Source organism: Myroides odoratimimus (assembly GCF_038039805.1).
Taxonomy (GTDB): domain Bacteria; phylum Bacteroidota; class Bacteroidia; order Flavobacteriales; family Flavobacteriaceae; genus Flavobacterium; species Flavobacterium odoratimimum_B.
In genome coordinates, this window is record NZ_JBBPHK010000023.1 from 1 (window position 1) to 21194 (window position 21194).

15 protein-coding genes are annotated in these 21194 nt (G+C 34.9%); 11 read left to right on the forward strand and 4 right to left on the reverse strand.

Annotated features, from left to right (window positions below; genetic code table 11):
• Positions 1–314 precede the first annotated feature (314 nt).
• On the reverse strand, positions 315–1037 hold the full coding sequence (locus AABL85_RS14475; RefSeq protein WP_341310608.1) for a TIGR00730 family Rossman fold protein: 723 nt from the start codon (positions 1035–1037) through the stop codon (positions 315–317).
• 4 nt (positions 1038–1041) lie between these two features.
• Positions 1042–3876 (reverse strand): excinuclease ABC subunit UvrA, encoded by a 2835-nt coding sequence (gene uvrA, locus AABL85_RS14480; protein WP_341310609.1) that lies wholly within the window; start codon positions 3874–3876, stop codon positions 1042–1044.
• 269 nt (positions 3877–4145) lie between these two features.
• Between uvrA and AABL85_RS14485 the strand changes: the two genes are divergently transcribed.
• The 8 genes from AABL85_RS14485 (at position 4146) to AABL85_RS14520 (ending at position 13942) form a co-directional block, all read left to right on the forward strand.
• On the forward strand, positions 4146–5114 hold the full coding sequence (locus tag AABL85_RS14485; RefSeq protein ID WP_341310610.1) for a zinc-binding alcohol dehydrogenase family protein: 969 nt from the start codon (positions 4146–4148) through the stop codon (positions 5112–5114).
• Positions 5115–5953: 839 nt separating this feature from the next.
• Positions 5954–6808: an energy transducer TonB gene (locus AABL85_RS14490; RefSeq protein WP_341310611.1), complete on the forward strand. Its 855-nt coding sequence runs from the start codon at positions 5954–5956 to the stop codon at positions 6806–6808.
• Between the two features lie 82 nt (positions 6809–6890).
• Positions 6891–8357, forward strand: a complete 1467-nt coding sequence (locus tag AABL85_RS14495) for a TlpA disulfide reductase family protein (protein WP_341310612.1) — start codon at positions 6891–6893, stop codon at positions 8355–8357.
• A gap of 631 nt (positions 8358–8988) precedes the next feature.
• A complete protein-coding gene (locus tag AABL85_RS14500; protein ID WP_341310613.1) occupies positions 8989–10053 on the forward strand; it encodes an ankyrin repeat domain-containing protein in 1065 nt (354 codons plus the stop codon).
• Positions 10054–10071: 18 nt separating this feature from the next.
• On the forward strand, positions 10072–10860 hold the full coding sequence (locus tag AABL85_RS14505) for a GLPGLI family protein (protein WP_341310614.1): 789 nt from the start codon (positions 10072–10074) through the stop codon (positions 10858–10860).
• An 89-nt stretch (positions 10861–10949) separates the two neighbouring features.
• Complete coding sequence (locus AABL85_RS14510; RefSeq protein WP_341310615.1) at positions 10950–12287, forward strand: NCS2 family permease; 1338 nt, start codon at positions 10950–10952, stop codon at positions 12285–12287.
• Positions 12288–12534: 247 nt separating this feature from the next.
• Positions 12535–13491 (forward strand): 2-dehydropantoate 2-reductase, encoded by a 957-nt coding sequence (locus AABL85_RS14515; protein ID WP_341310616.1) that lies wholly within the window; start codon positions 12535–12537, stop codon positions 13489–13491.
• A gap of 49 nt (positions 13492–13540) precedes the next feature.
• Positions 13541–13942, forward strand: a complete 402-nt coding sequence (locus tag AABL85_RS14520; protein ID WP_341310617.1) for a hypothetical protein — start codon at positions 13541–13543, stop codon at positions 13940–13942.
• An 82-nt stretch (positions 13943–14024) separates the two neighbouring features.
• Here the strand turns inward: AABL85_RS14520 and AABL85_RS14525 are convergent, their stop codons facing one another.
• Positions 14025–15521: an amino acid permease gene (locus AABL85_RS14525; RefSeq protein ID WP_425355300.1), complete on the reverse strand. Its 1497-nt coding sequence runs from the start codon at positions 15519–15521 to the stop codon at positions 14025–14027.
• A 196-nt stretch (positions 15522–15717) separates the two neighbouring features.
• Entirely contained in the window at positions 15718–16287 is a 570-nt protein-coding gene (locus AABL85_RS14530; protein ID WP_341310619.1) for a Crp/Fnr family transcriptional regulator, read from the reverse strand.
• Between the two features lie 394 nt (positions 16288–16681).
• On the opposite strand from AABL85_RS14530, the gene AABL85_RS14535 reads away from it, so the two are divergent.
• The 3 genes from AABL85_RS14535 to proC all read left to right on the forward strand — a co-directional run bounded on the left by AABL85_RS14535 (position 16682) and on the right by proC (position 21122).
• On the forward strand, positions 16682–18295 hold the full coding sequence (locus AABL85_RS14535) for a CTP synthase (RefSeq protein ID WP_341310620.1): 1614 nt from the start codon (positions 16682–16684) through the stop codon (positions 18293–18295).
• 62 nt (positions 18296–18357) lie between these two features.
• On the forward strand, positions 18358–20265 hold the full coding sequence (gene yidC / locus AABL85_RS14540; RefSeq protein WP_341310621.1) for a membrane protein insertase YidC: 1908 nt from the start codon (positions 18358–18360) through the stop codon (positions 20263–20265).
• Between the two features lie 47 nt (positions 20266–20312).
• Positions 20313–21122 carry a pyrroline-5-carboxylate reductase gene (gene proC / locus AABL85_RS14545; protein ID WP_341310622.1) on the forward strand — a complete coding sequence of 270 codons (810 nt, stop codon included), beginning with the start codon at positions 20313–20315 and terminating at the stop codon, positions 21120–21122.
• Positions 21123–21194: the final 72 nt, after the last annotated feature.

The window sequence follows — 21194 nt, forward strand, 5'->3', positions numbered from 1 at the left end:
TACGCCTGACAACGTATATCACCAGTTCGCGCGGATTTGCAATCCGTGCGGTTATCATACACCCGACAACGTATATCCACACCGTATGTCACCAGTTCGCGCGGATTTGCAATCCGTGCGGTTATCACATACGCCTGACAACGTATATCACCAGTTCGCGCGGATTTGCAATCCGTGCGGTTATTACATACACCCGACACCGTATGTCATCAGTTCGCGCGGATTTGTAATCCGTGTTGTTGTTGTCAGTTACATACAAAAAAAGACCGTTATATCGCTATAACAGTCTTCTTTATCAGGATCTAAAACACTTTTTAGAAATTTGGTTTCAAATTGTACTTTTTGTAGAAAGCGTCAATTACCTCTACAACTTCGTCAGCTGAATCAACAATCTTGATTAAGTTCATATCTTCAGGTGAGATATTGTGGTATTTATCTAAAAGAACATCTTTTACCCAATCAATTAATCCTCCCCAGAAAGCACTACCTACTAATACGATAGGGAATTTAGCAATCTTTTTTGTTTGGATTAATGTAATTGCTTCGAATAATTCATCTAGTGTACCGAATCCTCCAGGCATAACCACAAACCCTTGAGAATATTTAACGAACATTACTTTACGTACGAAGAAGTAATCGAACTGTAAGTTCTTATCGCTATCAATATATGGGTTGAAGTGTTGCTCGAAAGGTAGCTCAATGTTTAGACCTACAGAAACTCCCTTACCTAAGTGAGCTCCTTTATTACCTGCTTCCATGATACCAGGACCACCACCAGTAATGACACCGTATCCCGCTTTACTCACTTTAAAAGCAATTTCTTCTGCTAATTTATAGTAAGGATCATCTGTCTTAGTTCTAGCAGAACCAAAGATAGATACACATGGCCCGATACGACCTATTTTTTCATACCCATTAACGAATTCAGACATGATCTTAAAGATTCCCCATGAATCATTAGTTTTAATCTCATTCCAAGATCTTTGTTTGAACTTGTCTTGGATCTTAGCCTCTTCGCTTTCAAATGCTTCTTTCATATTCTTAATTTTTTAATTCCATTTTTAAAAACTTAGCTGTATAGCTTTTCTCATTTTTACATATTTCTTCAGGTGTTCCTTTAGCAACTATTTGACCACCTTGACTACCTCCTTCATATCCGACATCGATGATGTAATCTGCTGTTTTGATAACATCTAGATTGTGTTCGATGATTAAGATAGAGTTCCCTTTATCCACTAATCTATTGATTACCTCCATCAGCACTCGTATATCTTCGAAGTGCAGACCTGTCGTAGGTTCGTCTAAGATATAAAACGTATTACCTGTATCCTTCTTAGATAACTCACTCGCTAGCTTGATACGTTGAGCCTCACCTCCAGATAGAGTAGTACTCTGCTGACCTAGGGTGATATATCCAAGACCTACTTCATTTATCGTTTTAATCTTTCTATATATCTTTGGAATATTTTCAAAGAACCCCACAGCCTCTGCTACAGTCATATCTAGTATATCTGATATAGACTTTCCTTTATAGCGAATCTCTAGTGTCTCTCTATTGAATCGTTTTCCTTGACATGTTTCACATTCTACATAGACATCAGGTAAGAACCCCATCTCTATGGTACGCACCCCAGAACCTTCACAGGTATCACATCGTCCTCCTTTTACATTAAAGCTAAAACGCCCTGGTTTATACCCTCGTATAGCTGCTTCTGGCACTTGCGCAAATAAGTTTCTTATATCAGAGAATACATCTGTATAAGTAGCAGGGTTAGATCTCGGTGTACGCCCTATCGGACTTTGATCGATAGAAATCACCTTGTCAATATGTTCTAAACCTACTATTTTTTTATAAGGTTGTGGCTTAGCTACTGCATGGAAGAAGTGCGTGTTTAAGATCGGGTATAATGTACCGTTGATTAACGTAGATTTACCAGACCCTGACACTCCTGTCACACAAGTAAGTGTACCTAGAGGAATCTCTATGGTCACATCCTTTAAATTATTTCCTGTCGCTCCTTCTAACTTCAATGTTTTACCATTTCCTTTTCTGCGCTTTTTAGGAACTTCTATTTTAAGCTTACCATTTAGGTAATTTGCTGTTAATGTATCTTCTTTTAATAATTGAGCAGGTGTACCTTCGCTTATTATCTTTCCACCATTCTTACCTGCCTTAGGACCGATGTCGATCACATAATCTGCACGTTCGATCATATCTTTATCATGCTCTACTACTAAGACAGAGTTACCGATGTCTCGTAGTGACTCTAGCGATTTGATCAACCTTTCATTGTCTCGTTGATGTAATCCGATACTTGGCTCATCTAAGATGTATAATACACCTACTAACTGAGAACCTATCTGAGTCGCTAATCTGATTCGCTGTGCTTCCCCACCTGATAAAGTACGAGAGCTTCTATTCAAAGATAAGTAAGTTAATCCAACATCTTGCAAGAAAGATAGGCGAGTAGTGATTTCTTTTAATACTTCAGACCCAATACTCTTTTGTTTCTCTGATAATTTGCTTGGTAATTCTTTAAACCAATGAATCAGTGTCTCCACGTCCATTTGTATAAGTTCACCGATATTCTGATCACCTATTTTGAAATAGAGTGCTTCTTTTTTAAGACGTGTACCATTACATTCAGGACAGTCAATCTCATCCATAAACTCCTTCGCCCATCTTTTGATGGTTGCACTATCACTTTCTTCAAATTGGTTTTTGATGAAATTGACAATACCCTCGAAGTCTATCTTATAGTTCTTAGTGATACCCGCTACTTTAGATACTACAGCGAAACTCTCTTGTCCGCCATTTAGGATAATATCCATAGCCTCAGCTGGGATTTTTTCTATAGGATCATTTAGAGAGAAGTTATATTTCTCAGCGATAATCTCTAATTGTTTGAACATCCAAGATTTCTTCTCCGTTCCTAGAGGGATAAGACCTCCAGCTTTAATAGAAATCTTAGGGTCTGGGATGATCTTAAGCTGATTTATCTCATTGATCGTACCTAATCCATTACAACATGGACAAGCTCCTTTAGGGGAGTTGAACGAAAAGTTGTTAGGCTCTGGCTTAGAATAAGAGATACCTGTAGTAGGGCACATCAGGTGACGGCTAAAGAAACGTGTGGTTTCTCCTTCATGCTCTAATACCATGATGATATCATCTCCATAATGCATCGCTACTTTGATACTTTCTGTAAGGCGTTGCTTAGTCTGTTCTGTATCGTCTATAGCTATTCTATCGATTACTGTTTCGATATCATGCGTCTTATATCTATCCACACGCATACCTGAAGTGATGTCTTTAATCTCTCCATCTATGCGCACTTTTAAGAATCCTTGCTTAGCTATTTGTTCAAATAGCTCTCTGTAATGTCCCTTTCTAGCGCGTACTACAGGGGCTAGTATATTGATGCGTTTACCTTGATATTCACTGATAATCAGATCCAGAATCTGCTCATCAGAGTAACTCACCATTTTTTCGCCCGTATTATAACTATACGCTTCACCCGCTCTAGCGTATAATAGACGCATAAAGTCATATATCTCAGTGATCGTACCTACAGTAGATCTAGGGCTTTTATTGGTTGTCTTCTGCTCGATAGCAATCACAGGAGACAGACCGTCTATCTTATCCACATCAGGTCTTTCTAGTCCTCCTAAGAATTGTCTAGCATAAGCAGAGAAAGTCTCTATATATCGGCGTTGGCCTTCTGCATAAATAGTATCAAAGGCTAGAGATGATTTTCCCGAACCGGATAAACCTGTGATAACCACTAGTTTTTCACGAGGGATAGACACATCTATATTTTTAAGATTGTGAACTCTAGCTCCTAGTACTTCTATTGTTTCTTCTGTTTTAGACATATTTTTTGGCAAAGGAACAAATATACAATTTTATCTAACCAATGAGAAGGACATCTGTCATTCTGCGATAGAGATTAGCAGTTTTTTTATTTTGTTGATTTGTTGATTTGTTTGTTTGTGAGTTTGTGAATTTGCTTTTTCACACCCTTCACAAAATAACACCCTCACAAAAACACAAAAAAGCACCTTCACAAAAACACAAAATAACACCCCTCCACAAAAACACAAAAAAAATAAGTACTTTTAGAGCTAAATTATAACACACAACAATGAAAGCGGCAATATTGTATAAATCGGGTAGCACACCCAAATGCGGAGAGATAGACTCCACACTGACTGTGGAAGAGGGACATAGGATAATTAAGGTTAAAGCTTCTGCTGTAAAGAATCTAGATAAATCTAGAGTAAGTGGAAAGCACTATGCAAGTTATAAAGAGTTTCCTACAGTAGTGGGGACAGATGGAGTAGGAGAATTAGAGGATGGGACTAGGGTATATGGATTTGGCATAACGGGAATGTTAGCTGAGCAAGCCATAATCGGAGATAATTATACCCCTATTCCTCATACATTAGATAATGTGACAGCTGCAGCACTACCTAATGCTGTACTTGGCTCAGCGATGCCACTGTTGATTAGAGCGAAGTTAGAGGCTGGTCAGACGGTCTTGTTTAATGGAGCTACAGGAGTCACAGGCCAAGTAGCGGTGCAGATAGCAAAACACTATGGCGCTAAGCATATCATTGTCACAGGGAGAAATGAGAAACTCCTAGAAGCATTAAAATCTTATGGAGCTAGCCACACGATCAATTTAAAAGATACAGACGAAAATATAAAGCAACAATTAAGTGCAATTCACAAAGAGACCCCTATCGATATTGTAATTGATTATTTATGGGGAAAGCCTATTTCGCTTATCATGGAGGTATTGAAGGGGGAGTCTATGACCCATCTTGCTCATACTACTAAGATCGTTACAGCAGGTGATATGGCAGGTAAGGAAATTGCGCTATCATCAGCTATACTTAGAAGTTCGGCTATTGAGATTTTAGGTTCTGGCTTTGGAAGCCTTTCTCCTGAAGAGCTTATTGTATTTAATAAAGTTATACTTCCAGAGATGTTTTTATTAGCATCGAATAATAAACTGCACATCCAGACAGAAGCACATGCGATAGAAGATATCGAGCAGGTATGGAATAAGCAAGTCCCATCAGGTACTAGATTGGTGATTACTATTTAGTGGGTAGAATTATAAAAGTAAATTTGTGATAATAATATAGATAAAGAACTGTCTTTTTAAAGGCAGTTCTTTTTTTTGAGGTTCTACTCAGGTCTTACTGATGTTCCCGAGAGGTGTCCAAGAGGCCTATAAAATCGGACTTTTTGGAAACAATTTGAACACAAATATGAAATAAATATAAATCAAAATAGTCTTAAAGCTAGGTCATCATTGACTTTATACACTAAGGGCGTTACTCCGATTTACGCTTGTTTACTCCGATTTACTCCCCTTTTTTGCCCTAATAAATATAGAGTGCTATTACTTATGTTATTTTTACCACAAGTACGATTCTATTTTTATGCTTAATAGATTCTTTAAATTTTATTGTGTTCAATTGAATTTCAGAATAAGTACTGACTATCCATTCGGAGATGGTTTAGTAGTATTTTTGATTTTGTTCGGGAAATACCTCCTCGATCCGAATAAGGATTGGGTTTATCCAAATAGCTTCCGAACAAGTAGTTATTACTTTTTGCAATAATCTGTATTTTAAATAGATGTGTTTTTTTGATTAGTCAAAAAGATCAGAATAAGACATATTGGTCAAATGAGCTTATGAGGAGAAAAAAGTATATGTAAAGACTTGTTTTAACGGGGTGTCTTTAATATTTATTTAAGAAAAATAAATTCGTTAAATAATAAATGTGTAGTATTTTCGTTTGTAATTTGTATATTCGTTATATACTTTAGTTTAATATTAATTTTTTAATACAGTATGAGAGTAACTGTAGATTGATTTAGTTGTTGGTATTCGAATAATCCAACAGCCTGTTGTTTAACATTTAAAATAAATAATTATGGCAAAGAATGATTTGTTTAGAAAAGATTGGTTGGATATCGTCTTTGAGCACCGCAATAAGGCGTATGGAGCGTATAATTTGCGCAAAAACAGTTCGCGTACCACCGTTTTGTCCTTAGTAGCAGGAATGTTTCTCTTTAGTGCCGTATTTATTGTACCTACAGTGATCTCTAATTTATTTGCGAGTAATGATCCGGGGTCGGTTATAGTGATTATTGATGAGGTTATTAAGCCTACAGCAATAGAAGAAGAAATCTTTATACCTAAGGAAGAGCCAATCGTAGAGCTCCCTGCCAACAAGGTAGAAACAGTATTAAGCAAGACTAAAGAAGTAGAGTTTCTCGAGTTCGAGGTAGCAGAAGCGAATGAGGTTACTACAGTAGCGCCTACAGTAGATGATTTCATAGATGCTAACCCAGGTGCACATAATCTAGATGCTAATCCAGATGGGGTAATTGCTATTGATGAAGCTAGAACTGATAATCCGGATGAAGTGGTGGATTCTAATGACGCTACAACAGGAGAAGCACTAGAAGATACGACAGTGTATATAGGAGTATCTACTAAGGCAGAACCTTATGAGACGATGGCTAAATTTAGCAACCGATTTGTGGGCTCATTTAGAACACCAGAATTAGATGCTAGTGTGAAGGAAGTAAAAGTTATTATGTCTTTTATAGTAGAGAAAGACGGTAGTCTAACAGATATCAAAGTGATGAGAGATCCAGGATATGGAGTAGGACAAGAGGCTATCAGAGTCTTAAAGAGAATGCCAAAATGGAAACCTGCCCTGAATAAAGGAAAGGCAGTGCGTTCTCAGTTCACACTACCTGTTACGATTAGAGTTCAGTAAATTGTTTAGACTTTTCTATATGAAGCAGTATTCAGAAATGATGCTGCTTTTTTTATTAAATTTAGTTTTTACTTAGTTGATTATGAAGACAAACATTGTACAGTACTTATTTTTAGTAACCCTAGTGCTTATTGGAGGAATTATGACAGGCTGTTTAGATAAGAATAGGAATATTAAATCTTCTGTTGCGGAAGCCAAACAAATTGTGTTTGTATTTGAGCCTCAAGAGATAGACTGGAGTAGTAATCGCTTAAAGAGTAATGCAATTATACATTTTGATCGAGATAGCTTACAAGTGAAGAACTATGCGGTTAACAACTATTTAAAAGGAGATACGATTGTGATTGCTGTTAAAGATCAAGAAGTGTATTTTAACTATTACTTGTCTAATGGTAAGGATATTAAACACAATTTATTTTATAATTTTCAACGTGGTGATACTATAGATATCAGATATGTTAATAATCTACCTTTAGTTGATATTCGACATAGAAAAGAAAATCTTGAGGAGATAAATATTCAGCAATACTTATATAGTAAACAACCTTTAGAACAAAGCTTGTTTAGAAATAGATATGGCAGGAATCGCTCTACTGAGGAAAAAAAGAGATATCTAGTAGAAGAAGATAACTATTATCATGATGTATATTCAACTCTAGATTCTCTTAAACAAGTAAATCAGTTATCACAACGAATGTATGATGTACTATTTTATAGCAATTACTATTATAGAATCAATACGCGTAAAGATACCTATGATTTTAATAGCATAGGTACAGAGGACTTGAGGCGTGATGATTTATTAGTGTCAGGAGCTTACCGCTTTTTCTTAGAGAACTATGTACAGCATTATTTTGGTATAAAAGTTCCTGATCCTCAAGTTCCTTTTGTAATTGATTACGAAGATGCTTTTAATAAAATAATAATAAGTACTGAGTTTAGCGAAGTGGTCAAGGAGTATCTACTTCTGTATTATTTCGAACAAATAGTAAATAATGGAATTTTAAAGAAAGAATTAGAACTTCTATATGAGAAGCTGAAGGCTGGTGTAAAAAATGACAAAGCATTGTCTGTAATACAGCAGAAGTATGGAAGTAGGTTAAATAGTGTATCGGATGATAAAAGTGTTCTGCTGCTGGATTCTAATAACAATACAATTTCATTAACAGACATAGTAAAAGAGAATAAAGGTCAAGTTATTGTAATTGATTTTTGGGCTTCGTGGTGTGGTCCTTGTCTTCAGATGATGCCCTATTCCAAAGCTTTAAAAGAGGTGTTAGAACAAGAACCAGTGGTATTTGTTTACATTTCGATTGATAGTGATAAGAGAGCTTGGACTACTGCTTATAATAAAATAGGATTACCTATTGGTAGGCATAATGTTTTGGCTATGAACTACCCTGAACATTCTTTCTATGAAGAATTAAATTTGACAGAAATACCACGTTATATCCTATATAATAAGGAAGGAAAATTAGTGAATTCTAAAGCTGCATATCCTAATAGTGATGTGCTTAGAGAAGAGATTTTATCTTTGGTGAAAGAGTAATACAGTTTTACTTTAAATCTTTGAATATTAGAATTTTGATTGGTTATAATGATTTATATTTAAAATGTGAAATGCCTTTCTAATGTAAAGAGGAATATCAATTGATATTGACTAATAAGATTGGTATAAGTATACTATCATTGTTAAATATGTATTACATTTAGTAATATCATTCGAGTTAGGTGTATTTTTAACAATAGGGGTATGTTATATTATTTAATTGTTTTAGTAGTAATTATTCTTATTGGCAGTAATAAGAAGTGGGACTTAAAAAAGAAGGTGTTATTGATAATATCATTTCTAGTACTATGTGTTGTATTGTTTTTTATTGCGCTTATTTGAGGTTTTGATAGAGGGAGAGAGCCACTAAATGTAGAAGAAGAGGATATAATGGTTATGGAAAAAAGGAGTACGCTTATCGCAAACTAGTTAAAGAAAGAAGTCATTTTTTATTAGATATATTTAGAATAAAGGATTCTTATAGTTTACACACATCGTCTTTTGATTTGAAGAAGCATTGCAGATAGTTTTGATTTTGGTGTTTAGTTTTAATAAATATTATTTATAATATAAATTATATTGCGTTATTCTTTGTATATTCGGATTGAAAAAAGAAAAAGAAAAGTTGTAAATGGCAAAGAAGAAGAAAACCCTACCCAAGGACTTTCAAGAATTAGTAGACGCTAAGGATATGAAAGCGTTAAAGAAAGTATTTGACACTTGTGAGATAGATGCACGAGGTGGTTATAGTAAGTATACTGCCTTGAGTTTTTATAACGTAAAGGATGAGTTTGTCCGTTGGATGGTGGAGAATGGAGCTGATCTGGAAGCTGTAGATACGTATAAGCGAACAGCGCTACATGAACATGCTAGTAGACGCAATGGAAGTATAGCGGTTTTCTTAGAATTAGGGGCTAATATACATGCTGTAGATACGTATGGCACTACGCCATTACACTTTGCGGCAGGGTATGGATTGAATAAAGATGCTGTAAAGAGATTGATAGAAGTAGGAGCTAATACTCATGCTCTAGACTCGTATAAAGAAACACCTTTAAAATGTGCATTGAGACGTGCTAGCAATATTGACTTACCTGCTTTAGTAGAAATCTCTAAGTTACTTTTACCATTTACAAAAGAGATTACATTAGGATTAAAAGATGATGTTACTCGTATAGGAGAACGCTTTGAATTCCATAGAGAAAATTTTAATAAAGAGTTTATAGAAGAAAGCGATACAGCTTTGAGTACTTTATATGAACTATTCGATGTCACGCCTGTCAAAAGGCGTATTATGCACGATGGAGTATCTAAAATAGAAGTAGCAGGTACTACGTGGGAAGAGCAGTTTGAGGAACTGTGGGACTACTTAATTCCTTCTAAGGGTAAGGCTAAGACTGTACAAGGGGAAGTAGTGCGTATAGCAGGGAAGGTTCGCGATGAAATTTATAGAAATGGAGGAGGTAATTGGGATGCTGATTTTAAAAAGATGTTAGATGCTTTCTTAGTGTATGTATCTTCTTCGAATGCATTGTCTCAAAAGGAATTAGCTGATATCACTGCATTAGTAAAAGAAATTCGCAGAAGCGGAGATGGTGAAACGAGAGAGCTTAATTATCTATGTGAAGTGGCAAATAATTGGGTGCTTAAGAATAGTAACCCAATAAAATTAGGTGAAGTGAAGTATAAGAGATAATCTTTAATGATAATTGATATGAAGTATTTGTATTTATTGCTGTTTTCTAGTTGTATTCTATCTGCTCAAGAGTTTAAGGAAGTAGAAGTGATGAGATATTATTATGAAAGCAAGGTCTTAACAGATAAATCTGTAGGTGAAATTAAGGATGGGACAGCTGTTGTAGATGTACTAGAGAATCAATCTCGATTTATGGATTATGCATCTTATGAGAGAGAGAGATGGCGACTAACCAAATCAGAGAATACTTCTAAAGAAGAGATTATGCAAAAAGTAGTGTCTTATGTACCTGTTTTTAATTGGTTTGTAATGACAGATAAAGATACCAATACCTTTTATGATAAGATAGGGCGATTACATAACTACTATAAAGAAGATAGAAATGAAATCAAGTGGGATATCAAAGCAAGTAAACTAAAGTGGTATGATTATGACGTGCAAGAAGCAACTGCTATGTATGGAGGAAGGGAGTGGACAGTTTGGTTTACACAAGGTATTGAAGGGCAAGTAGGGCCTTATAAGTTCAATAATTTACCAGGATTCGTAGTAAAGGCTTGGGATACTGAAGGACAGTACTCTTTTGAGTTCTTAAATAGTCAAAAGATTAAAGTGATTTGGGATGTAAATGAAATAGGGACTTATACAGAATCTTCTAAAGAGAGGACAAAGAAGGCCATGAGTATCAATGCTAATAAGACCTTTTTAAGTGATTTAGAAGGGACTGGTATAACTATAGGTGAAAAAGGGCAAGAGAGTTTAAATGTAAAGAAAGCAAATTATATAAATCCTATAGAACGCGATTATTAGGTATAAAGACTGATATAATTCTTTATTTTAATTAGAATTGGCTAAATCTTCTTATTTTTGTATGCTTTAAAAAGCAACAACACAACACAATGAAGAATTTTCTTGAGCGCTACTTTCAGTTGAGTAGCAATGGTACTACTATTAAACGAGAGTTTATAGCAGGCATCATCACGTTTCTGACCATGTCTTATATCTTGGTCGTGAATCCTAATATCTTAGCAGATGCTGGGATGGATAGAGAAGCGCTATTTACCACAACTGCCTTAGCTACAATCGTAGCAACCTTGTTAATGGGGTTTTATGCAAAGTTACCCATAGCACAGGCACCAGGAATGGGACTGAATAGTTTCTTTGCTTATTCAGTAGTTTTAACCTTGGGATATACTTGGCAGTTCGCTTTAACGGCTGTATTTATAGAAGGGATTATCTTCTTGTTATTGACGTTTTTTAATGTACGAGAACTTATTGTTAGAAGTATACCGAAAGTTTTAAAAGAAGCAATACCTGCAGGTATTGGGTTGTTTATTACCCTTATAGGACTGAAAAGCGCAGGTGTAGTTGTATCAGATCCTAATACCTTAGTGAGATTAGGAGATTTTGGTCAGCATACTGTATGGATGACTTTTATCGGGCTTATCGTAACGGGTATTTTATTAATCCGAAATGTGAATGGAGCTATTCTATTTGGTATTTTGAGTGCTACTATTTTTGGATTGATATTAGGGGATGTAGCCTTGCCGACTAGTATTGTTGCGTTGCCACCTTCTATAGAGCCTATCTTTGGAGAGGCGATAAAACCAATGTTTACAGCAGAGGGATGGAATCAGATACTGTCTATTGATATGGTGATAGTGGTGTTTACCTTCTTATTTGTAAATCTATTCGATACTGTAGGGACGTTAATCGGAGTTATCTCTAAGACTAATTTGGCAGATAAAAATGGTAATTTCCCTCAAATGAAAAAAGCATTGTTTACAGATGCAATGGGAACTACTGTAGGATCTATCTTAGGAACGAGTTCTGTTACTTCTTATGTAGAGAGTGCATCAGGAGTAGCTTCTGGTGGGCGTACAGGATTAACAGCTGTAAGTGTAGCAGTTATGTTTGCGCTCGCTTTATTCTTAGGACCTATCTTTTTGATTATTCCAGCTGCAGCAACAGCACCAGCTTTAATCATAGTGGGGTTATTTATGATTTCGTCAGTGACTAGAATCAACTTTGAGAAACTATCAGACGGATTGCCTGCATTCTTAACGATCGTTTTTATGCCTTTTACTTACAGTATTGCTGAAGGGATTGTATTCGGTATGTTGAGTTATACCATACTAAAAATAGGCGCAAAAGAACACAAGGATATTACACCAACAGTCTATGTATTATCGATACTTTTCTTAGTAAAGATCGTGCTAGATGTGGTGACAAAATAAGTTTTTTGTGATGTCTGTTTTCTGTTTTTTCGTTTAAGAGAACTATCTTTTATAAGTAAATAGAATTACAGCATAACATATCTGTTTACGGTTTGTGGTGGACAGTTTACAGTTTACGGTATTGCCCTACGGGTATAATGTACTTAGATGACAGAATAGACTAGTGGTTGGTATGATAAACTTCACTAGATCACGATTTCACGATATCGCAAAAAAACGATTTCACTAAAAAACAAAAAACAAAATAATGAAAGATAAAAAGAGAATAACAATAGTAGGACTTGGTGGTGTAGGAGGATTTTATGGAGGGTTATTAGCTCATCAATATCAAGATAGTACAGATGTAGAGATATGCTTTATCGCAAGAGGGAAGCACCTTGAAGTAATAAAGGAAAAGGGATTAACTGTTTTGTCAAAAGATAGTGAAGTAGTGGGGTACCCTAGTATCGCTACTTCTCAGTGGAGTGATATAGAATATACAGACTATATTATCCTTGCTACAAAAGGATATGACTTGTCTCAAACGATAGAGGATATGAAATCAGTAGTAGGTGAACATACTGTGATTATTCCGTTGTTAAATGGAGTAGAGGCTTATGAGCAATTAAAGGCTGTCTTTGGAGATTCTAGAGTATGGCAAGGGTGTACGTATATGGTTTCTCGTCTAAAGGAAGCAGGGGTAATTGATAATCCGAGTGGTAGACAGCGCATTCTGTTTGGCCTAGATGGTCAAGTATCTCAGGAAATGAAAGACTTGGAAATAATTCTAAAAACTGCTGGTGTACATGCTGAAGCGACTTCTTCTATCTCTAAGGAGGTTTGGGAGAAGTATATTTTAGTTTCTTCTTCTGCTATGGCTACTGCTTATTATGATAGTAGTTTTGGTGGTGTGATGGAGCATCATCCAGAAGAAATGAGACAATTAATCACAGAGGCTTCTACTATCGGTAAGAAGAAAGGAGTTGCTCTTGGTGAAGATGTAGTTGAGGTTATTATAGAGCGTTTAAAGGCAATTCCGTATGAGTCAACAACATCTATGCACAGTGATTTTGCTGCTTTTAAAGAGCACAATGAACTTGGGATAATGGGAGGTTATATGGTGAAGCAAGGTATTGCACAGGGAGTGGAGACCCCAATGTATAAGAAGATGTGTAACTATCTAGTAGTGCACTCTGGAGAGAAATATGTGGGAATAGAAAACTAAATAGTAAGGTAAAATAAATACTAGAGTTAGGTTATAAATTAAGAGAGGTATGAGAAAAATTGGGGTATTGTTAATTTTGTGTTTAGCAAGTAATATCTATGCACAAGAAAAAGGAAGAAAAGAAAGAGTATCTATAAAATTAGACGTGGAAGATGCGACAATGTTAAATAAAGAGAATGCAATTGACTTACAGGAGTATATCGAAAGTGTTTATTTGAGTTCTACAAAGTTTTTTAATCAAGGGGCATTACCATTAGTAGAAAAAGGTGAATATGCTGTTGTATTAGTAGATTCTGAAGGGAATAATGAACTAAAAAAATCTTCTGATTTTAAAGGAATAGCTGTAGATAAGATAGAGAGTTTTGAATACAAAAAGACTCCTGGAAAAGATTTTATCAATGGAACTTTTGCTACAAGCTTCGGGATAATAAGTATTAAAATTAAGAAATAATATAGTACTCTATAAGTATTAAAAAAAAGCGTGAGTTATCTTTAACTCACGCTTTTTTATGTTTTCTGTTTCCAGTATTTTATTATCTGTCTAAATCTACTTCTTTAAGTGGGATAAGTTTCGTTTTGAATTTCAACTTATGGTATAAGTAGAAGGCTAAGAAGAATGGAATCCCCATATAGGTAATTACAATACCTCTCCAGTCAAATACTCCTTCCATAATTAGTTTAGAATCTTGCCCTATGATTACTAATATACATAAGAATAAGGCAAATAATGGACCAAAAGGGAACCATTTTGCTTTATAGACTAGTTGGTCTAGACTTTTGTTTTGAGCGTGGAATGCTCTTCTAAATCTATAGTGACTAATCGCGATACCTAGCCAAGCTATAAAACCTGTCAGTCCTGACGCAGCTAGAATAAAGTCTACAGCATTAGGATGAGTAGATTGTACTGCGAATATTAATAGTACTACTGCTCCTGTAGCAATTAAAGCGATCATAGGAACCCCGTTTTTATTAGTCCCTCCGAATGTTTTGTGTGCCATCCCATCTTTCCCCATCGCATATAGCATACGAGTAGAGGCATAAAGCCCTGAGTTACCTGCTGATAGGATAGAGGTAAGAATAACAGCATTCATCACAGCTGCTGCAAAGGCTAGATGTGCTTTTTCGAATACTAATGTGAAAGGTGATTTTGCAATCTCAGAAATGTCTGCTCCTAATAGAGAAGGGCTTGTATAAGGAATGATTAGCCCAATAACGAATATGGCTAAGATGTAGAATACTAAAATTCTCCAGAATACTTGTTTGATCGCTTTAGGGATATTCTTTTCAGGGTTTTCTGATTCACCTGCCGTAATACCAATTAATTCGGTTCCTTGAAATGAGAAACCTGCAATTAGGAATACGCCTAGTACACTTAAGAATTTACCTGAGAATCCTCCTCCTAAAATAGGAGCATCTCCTAGAGTAAAGTTTTTGAATCCGATGTATTCACCGCCTAGTATTCCGAAAATAGTTAATAGTCCTATTCCCAAAAACAGAATAACTGTCACTACTTTAATAATTGCAAACCAATACTCTGATTCTCCATATGCCTTAACGGATAAACAGTTTAATCCAAAGATGACAAAGAAGAAAAGCAGGCTCCATCCCCAAGTAGGTAAAAACCCTAAAGGTTCCCAATATGAAATAACTACAGCTGCTATAGAGACGTCTACTGCAACTGTGATTACCCAGTTAAACCAATAGTTCCAACCAAGAGCAAATCCTAGTGATGGATCGACGAATTTGGCGGCATATGTACTAAATGAACCAGATACGGGTAGGTAAGTAGCCATCTCTCCTAATGAAGTCATTAAGAAGTACACCATAAGACCAATCATAGCGTAGGCTAATAAAGCACCACCTGGACCAGCCTGATGTATGGCTTCTCCACTCGCCATAAATAAACCTGTTCCTATACATCCTCCAATCGCAATCATGGATAGGTGTCTAGCTTTTAATCCACGTACTACTTCTTGATTTTTATTCTGATTTTCCATTGTTACTATTTGTTGCAAAAGTATAAAACACATTAGGTAAATTCTAATGAAATTGCTTATTAATTTGAATTAAAGATAATAAAATAAGCGAAATGTTATATCTTGAATATTATTTTAAGCTAAATAAAATGTAATAATCAGAATATAATTTATGTCAAAACTTAGAAGAGCAAATATTATTCTATGAAAAAAGGATTGCTTCGAATATTATTAGATTGATAAAAAAAGGCTATTTTTTGAGAAATTCACTGCGGATTCTACTTAAACTTACTTGAGTTATACCTAAAAATGAAGCAATATACTTTAGTGGAACCCTATTAAGAAGTGAGGCATCTCGTTCTAAAAGGTCAATGTAGCGCTCTTTTGCAGACTTTATCTGTCTGATAATAGAACGTTCTTCTGTTTTTAGCAACTCTATTTCGGCAAATTTTCTGCCCCAATTTGCAATTTCGATATCTGTAGTATAGAGTTGTTCTAGTTGGCTTATTTTAGTGAAATAGAACGTGCTATCTTCTATTAGATCGATTGTTTCATAACTAGGTTTGTTTAGAATATAATTGTACATCGACAAGGCTGGATCTCCGTCTTTTCCAAACCAAAACGTTAATTCCCTATCTTCTTGAATAGCATAAGCTCTAACCAATCCTTTTTGAATAAAATAGAAATAGTTTTCATGTTTTTCATATTCGGATAATAAGTAGTTTTTAGGGAAAGAAATTTCAGTAAAAACAGCAGTTAATTTGTCTTTAGCGGATTTTGAAAGAGGGTATATGTTATCAATGATTTGCTCTATATTCATTTAACTAGCTTTTGTGTATGATTAGATTGGTTCGTTTAGCTTATAGTTTGATTTTTTAGCATTTTAGCTCTTTCAAAGAGATGTGAAAATGTTAAAATTCATTTAATGATTACAATATACTATTTGTTGTTATAGTAATTTGTTAAATGGTAAATTCTAGTTTCAACAAAATGTATAAAGATTTAAAATACAAAAGTATATACTAATAAGATATTATACTTATTTTTTTTGAAGGTACGTAAAAAACACATTTAATCGTATTCATATAAATTCTTAATATAGTATAAGTTAATAGATGTTGGTTTTTTAGCTAATCTAAAATTAGAAGAATAGCTTGGAAAGTTGTATTTTTGCCAAGTTTTATTGTTAACAACACACCTAATACACACACTAAATGAAACAAACTAAGTATATTTTCGTAACAGGAGGAGTTACGTCCTCATTAGGAAAAGGAATTATAGCAGCTTCTTTAGCTAAGCTATTACAAGCGCGTGGATATTCAACAACTATCCAAAAATTCGATCCATATATCAATGTGGATCCTGGAACACTTAACCCTTATGAGCACGGAGAATGTTTCGTAACGAATGATGGAGCAGAAACAGATCTTGATTTAGGTCACTATGAGCGATTCTTAAATGTACCTACTTCTCAAGCGAATAATGTTACTACAGGACGCGTTTATCTTTCTGTAATAGAGAAAGAAAGAAGAGGAGAATTTTTAGGGAAGACAGTACAGGTAGTACCTCATATCACGAATGAGATTAAGGAGCGTATGCAACTATTAGGTAAATCAGGAGATTATGATATCGTGATTACAGAAATAGGAGGTACTGTAGGAGATATAGAATCACTACCTTATATAGAGTCTGTACGTCAGTTATTATGGGAGTTAGGTGATAATAATGCTATTGTTGTACACCTGACATTAGTTCCTTATTTAGCTGCTGCAGGAGAGCTTAAAACTAAGCCAACTCAACACTCTGTGAAAACATTAATGGAAAGCGGTATTAAAGCAGATATTCTAGTATGTCGTACAGAGCACAATTTGAGTACTGAGATACGTCAGAAGTTAGCACAGTTCTGCAACGTTAAGCCAGAGGCAGTAGTTCAGTCTATCGATGCAGATACTATCTATGAAGTGCCAAACTTAATGTTAGAAGAAGGTCTAGATAGAGTAGCGCTTAAGAAATTAGATTTACCAGAGAAAACTACACCAGACTTAGTGAAATGGAATGAGTTTATTCATAAACTTAAAAACCCTTTACATGTAGTGAATGTAGGTTTAGTAGGTAAATATGTAGAATTACAAGATTCGTACAAATCTATTCTAGAGGCGTTAGTACATGGTGGTGCTGAGAATCAAATTAAAGTAAATATTATTTCTATTCAGTCTGATAATATCAATGCTAATAATGTAGCAGAGAAATTAAAGAACTTAGATGCTGTATTAGTAGCTCCAGGTTTTGGTTCTCGTGGTATAGAAGGAAAAATAGAAACTGTAAAATATGTAAGAGAGAACAATATACCATTCTTAGGTATTTGTTTAGGTATGCAGATGGCTGTAATCGAGTACGCAAGAAACGTATTGGGGTATGCTTCTGCTAATACTACTGAGGTGAATGAGAGTACTCAATATCCTGTAATTACTTTTATGGAAGATCAAAAGAATATTACAGATAAAGGAGGTACAATGCGTCTAGGTGGATGGGATTGTAAATTAAAAGAAGGATCTAAAGCTTTTGAGATTTACGGAGAAAGTCTAATCAATGAGCGTCACCGTCATAGATATGAATTTAATAATCAATATTTAGAAGATTTCGAAAAAGCTGGTTTAATAGCTTCTGGATGGAATCCTGATACAGGACTAGTAGAAGTGGTAGAGTTAGATACTCACCCATTCTTCGTAGCTGTGCAGTTCCACCCAGAATACAAAAGTACAGTGGCAAAACCACACCCACTTTTTGTAAGCTTGGTTAAGGCAGCAATTGATAATAGAACAAAATAAGTTCTAAAGGTAATAAGCGAGTATTATTACAGCGAAAAATTTGATAAACTACAAATTAAGTAATGGAAGGAAAAAAATTAGATCGTAACAGTATTGTCGGCTTTGTTATTATAGCCGGATTGCTAATTTGGATGATGTTGAATAATATCAACAAAGAAAAAGAAGCTATCGCTCAAGATAATGAGGTGGCTAAAAAAGAGATAGTTAAAGAAGCGGAATCTGAGAAAATTTCAAGTGCTATAAGTAATCATGTAGAAACAGATTCTGTTCAGAATACTGCTTTACAAGCTGCTTTAGGCCCATTTGCTTATAGTGCAACATTGCCATCTGCTCAAGGAGGTAAAACAGAACTTAAGAATGAATTACTGACTTTGGTTGTTGAAAATAAAGGAGGTAGTTTGTCAAATGTTGTAATCAATAACAATGCTCGTTTTAATAAAAACTCTAAAGAATTAGTAGAGTTAATTAAAGATAATAACGCAGAGTTTAATTTAGAGTTATATACAAAGGATAACAAAAAGTTTAATACAAGAGACTTGTTCTTTGAACCTGAATTGACAAAAGAAGGAGAGAATCAAGTGTTATCTATGCGCTTAAAAGTATCAGCTACTGAGTTTTTAGAGTATAGATATGTATTGAAACCTGATGATTATATGTTAGACTTTACTATTCGTACACAAGGATTAAGTAGAGTTATTAATACAGCAGAGACACCAGCATTAGACTGGAGCTTAAAGACATATAGTAATGAGAAGAGTATTACTTATGAGAACCAATATACTCGTGTATACTATGAGTATGAAGGAGGGAAAGATAACAGTCTAAGCAATACAAGTAAAGATGATAGTACTGAAGCTAAAAATGTAAGTTTTGTTGCATTTAAACAACACTTCTTTGCTTCTGTTTTAATTACAGATAAAGCATTTGATACTGCTAGTTTAAAATCTGCTAACTTGGTTCATGATGAAGCAGTAGATACTGTGTATACTAAACAGTTCAATGCTCGTATGCCTTTAGCGTATACAGGTGGAGAATTAAACTATGATATGAAGTGGTTCTTCGGACCAGCTGATTATAAATTATTAAAATCGTATGATCAAGGGTTAGATAAGATTGTTCCTCTAGGATGGGGAATCTTTGGGTGGTTAAACCGTTTCTTATTTATCCCAGTGTTTGGAGTATTGAGTTCATTCTTACCTTATGGTATCGCAATTATTGCATTAACTGTATTGGTGAGATTATTAATTTCTCCATTGACTTATAAGTCTTATGTTTCTCAAGCAAAAATGAAAGCAATTCGTCCAGAGGTGAATGAATTGAATGAGAAATATAAAAACGATCCAATGAAAAAGCAACAAGAGACAATGAACTTGTACTCTAAAGCAGGAGTTAACCCAATGGCAGGATGTATTCCAGCGTTGTTACAGATTCCTATTTTCTATTCATTGTTCCAATTCTTCCCATCAGCATTTGACTTGAGACAAAAATCATTCTTATGGGCAGATGACTTATCGTCTTATGACCAGATTTTAGAATTGCCTTTCCGTATTCCATTCTATGGTAACCACGTGAGTTTATTCCCAATCTTAGCTTCTGTTGCAATCTTTGTATATATGAAGATGACTACTGGAGATCAACAAATGGCTGCGCCAGCTCAAGAGGGGATGCCAGATATGAGTAAAATCATGAAGGTGATGATCTATATCTCTCCATTAATGATGTTGTTCTTCTTTAATAACTACGCATCAGGATTGAGTTTGTACTACTTTATCTCTAACTTAATTACAATTGGTATTATGTATGTTATTAAAAACCATATTGTAAAAGAAGAGAAAATTAAAGCAATCATTGAAGACAATAAAACGAAAGAGCGTCCTAAAGGTAAGTTCCAACGTAAAATGCAAGAAATGATGCAACAAGCACAAGAGCAACAAAAATTACAAGAAGAAAGAAAGAAGAAAAATAAATAATTCTTTTATATTTAACACCTCTGATCAAATTCAGAGGTGTTTTTTTTATGAGAATTGCAATTATAGGAATGGGAAACATGGGGAGTACGTTTGCCAATGGGTTTATTAACTCTAGGTTTATCAACCCATCAGATGTGTTGATATACACGCGTTCACAAAAGGCTACAGAAGATAGTCGTAACATTCATCAGTTAGCTTACCGTTATCAGCTAGATGGTGATATAGGAACCTCTGATATTGTTATCGTAGCAGTAAAACCCCAGGATTTTTCTTTATTAGTTGCTGATCTAAAAAAATATGTAAATAAAGATCAAATAATCGTTTCAGTAATGGCGGGTATTTCTATAGATCGTTTAAAGCAGGATTTGGGAATCGAAAAAATAGTTCGTTCCATGCCTAATCTACCTACGCAGATAGGTAGAGGTATGACTGTGTTTACTGCTTCTGAAGAGTTAGATCGAAAAGAGTTGTTCATTATTCAGAACTTAATTAATACCACAGGTAAGTCTGTATATGTGTCTGAAGAGCATAAAATAGATGCAGCTACTGCGGTATCAGGTAGTGGTCCTGCTTATGTGTTCTATTTTATGGAAGCGATGATACAGGCGGCGATATCTTATGGTTTTGAACCATCACAGGCTGAATTGCTAGTGAAACAAACAATATCAGGTGCTCTTGGACTATACGAAGCCAATTCGTTATCTACACAAGATTGGATAGCAAAAGTTTCGTCAAAAGGAGGTACTACTGAACAAGCGATTAAGTATTTCAACGAAGAAGAAGTATTACAGAAGTTAGTAGAAGGAATTAATAGAGCAAAAGCACAGTCAGAGTTACTGGGTAAGCAAACTAAGTAAGAATAATAGTTTTTCTCTATCGAGAAATCATAATTAAAAGATAAGATAAATTCAAAAGCTTTTTGTATTGCG

What these genes read in the sequence shown, in the direction of transcription:
- AABL85_RS14475 (WP_341310608.1), bottom strand. Translation starts at nt 1,037, where the DNA reads ATGAAAGAAGCATTTGAAAGCGAAGAGGCTAAGATCCAAGACAAGTTC.
- uvrA (WP_341310609.1), bottom strand. Translation starts at nt 3,876, where the DNA reads ATGTCTAAAACAGAAGAAACAATAGAAGTACTAGGAGCTAGAGTTCAC.
- AABL85_RS14485 (WP_341310610.1), top strand. Translation starts at nt 4,146, where the DNA reads ATGAAAGCGGCAATATTGTATAAATCGGGTAGCACACCCAAATGCGGA.
- AABL85_RS14490 (WP_341310611.1), top strand. Translation starts at nt 5,954, where the DNA reads ATGGCAAAGAATGATTTGTTTAGAAAAGATTGGTTGGATATCGTCTTT.
- AABL85_RS14495 (WP_341310612.1), top strand. Translation starts at nt 6,891, where the DNA reads ATGAAGACAAACATTGTACAGTACTTATTTTTAGTAACCCTAGTGCTT.
- AABL85_RS14500 (WP_341310613.1), top strand. Translation starts at nt 8,989, where the DNA reads ATGGCAAAGAAGAAGAAAACCCTACCCAAGGACTTTCAAGAATTAGTA.
- AABL85_RS14505 (WP_341310614.1), top strand. Translation starts at nt 10,072, where the DNA reads ATGAAGTATTTGTATTTATTGCTGTTTTCTAGTTGTATTCTATCTGCT.
- AABL85_RS14510 (WP_341310615.1), top strand. Translation starts at nt 10,950, where the DNA reads ATGAAGAATTTTCTTGAGCGCTACTTTCAGTTGAGTAGCAATGGTACT.
- AABL85_RS14515 (WP_341310616.1), top strand. Translation starts at nt 12,535, where the DNA reads ATGAAAGATAAAAAGAGAATAACAATAGTAGGACTTGGTGGTGTAGGA.
- AABL85_RS14520 (WP_341310617.1), top strand. Translation starts at nt 13,541, where the DNA reads ATGAGAAAAATTGGGGTATTGTTAATTTTGTGTTTAGCAAGTAATATC.
- AABL85_RS14525 (WP_425355300.1), bottom strand. Translation starts at nt 15,521, where the DNA reads ATGTGTTTTATACTTTTGCAACAAATAGTAACAATGGAAAATCAGAAT.
- AABL85_RS14530 (WP_341310619.1), bottom strand. Translation starts at nt 16,287, where the DNA reads ATGAATATAGAGCAAATCATTGATAACATATACCCTCTTTCAAAATCC.
- AABL85_RS14535 (WP_341310620.1), top strand. Translation starts at nt 16,682, where the DNA reads ATGAAACAAACTAAGTATATTTTCGTAACAGGAGGAGTTACGTCCTCA.
- yidC (WP_341310621.1), top strand. Translation starts at nt 18,358, where the DNA reads ATGGAAGGAAAAAAATTAGATCGTAACAGTATTGTCGGCTTTGTTATT.
- proC (WP_341310622.1), top strand. Translation starts at nt 20,313, where the DNA reads ATGAGAATTGCAATTATAGGAATGGGAAACATGGGGAGTACGTTTGCC.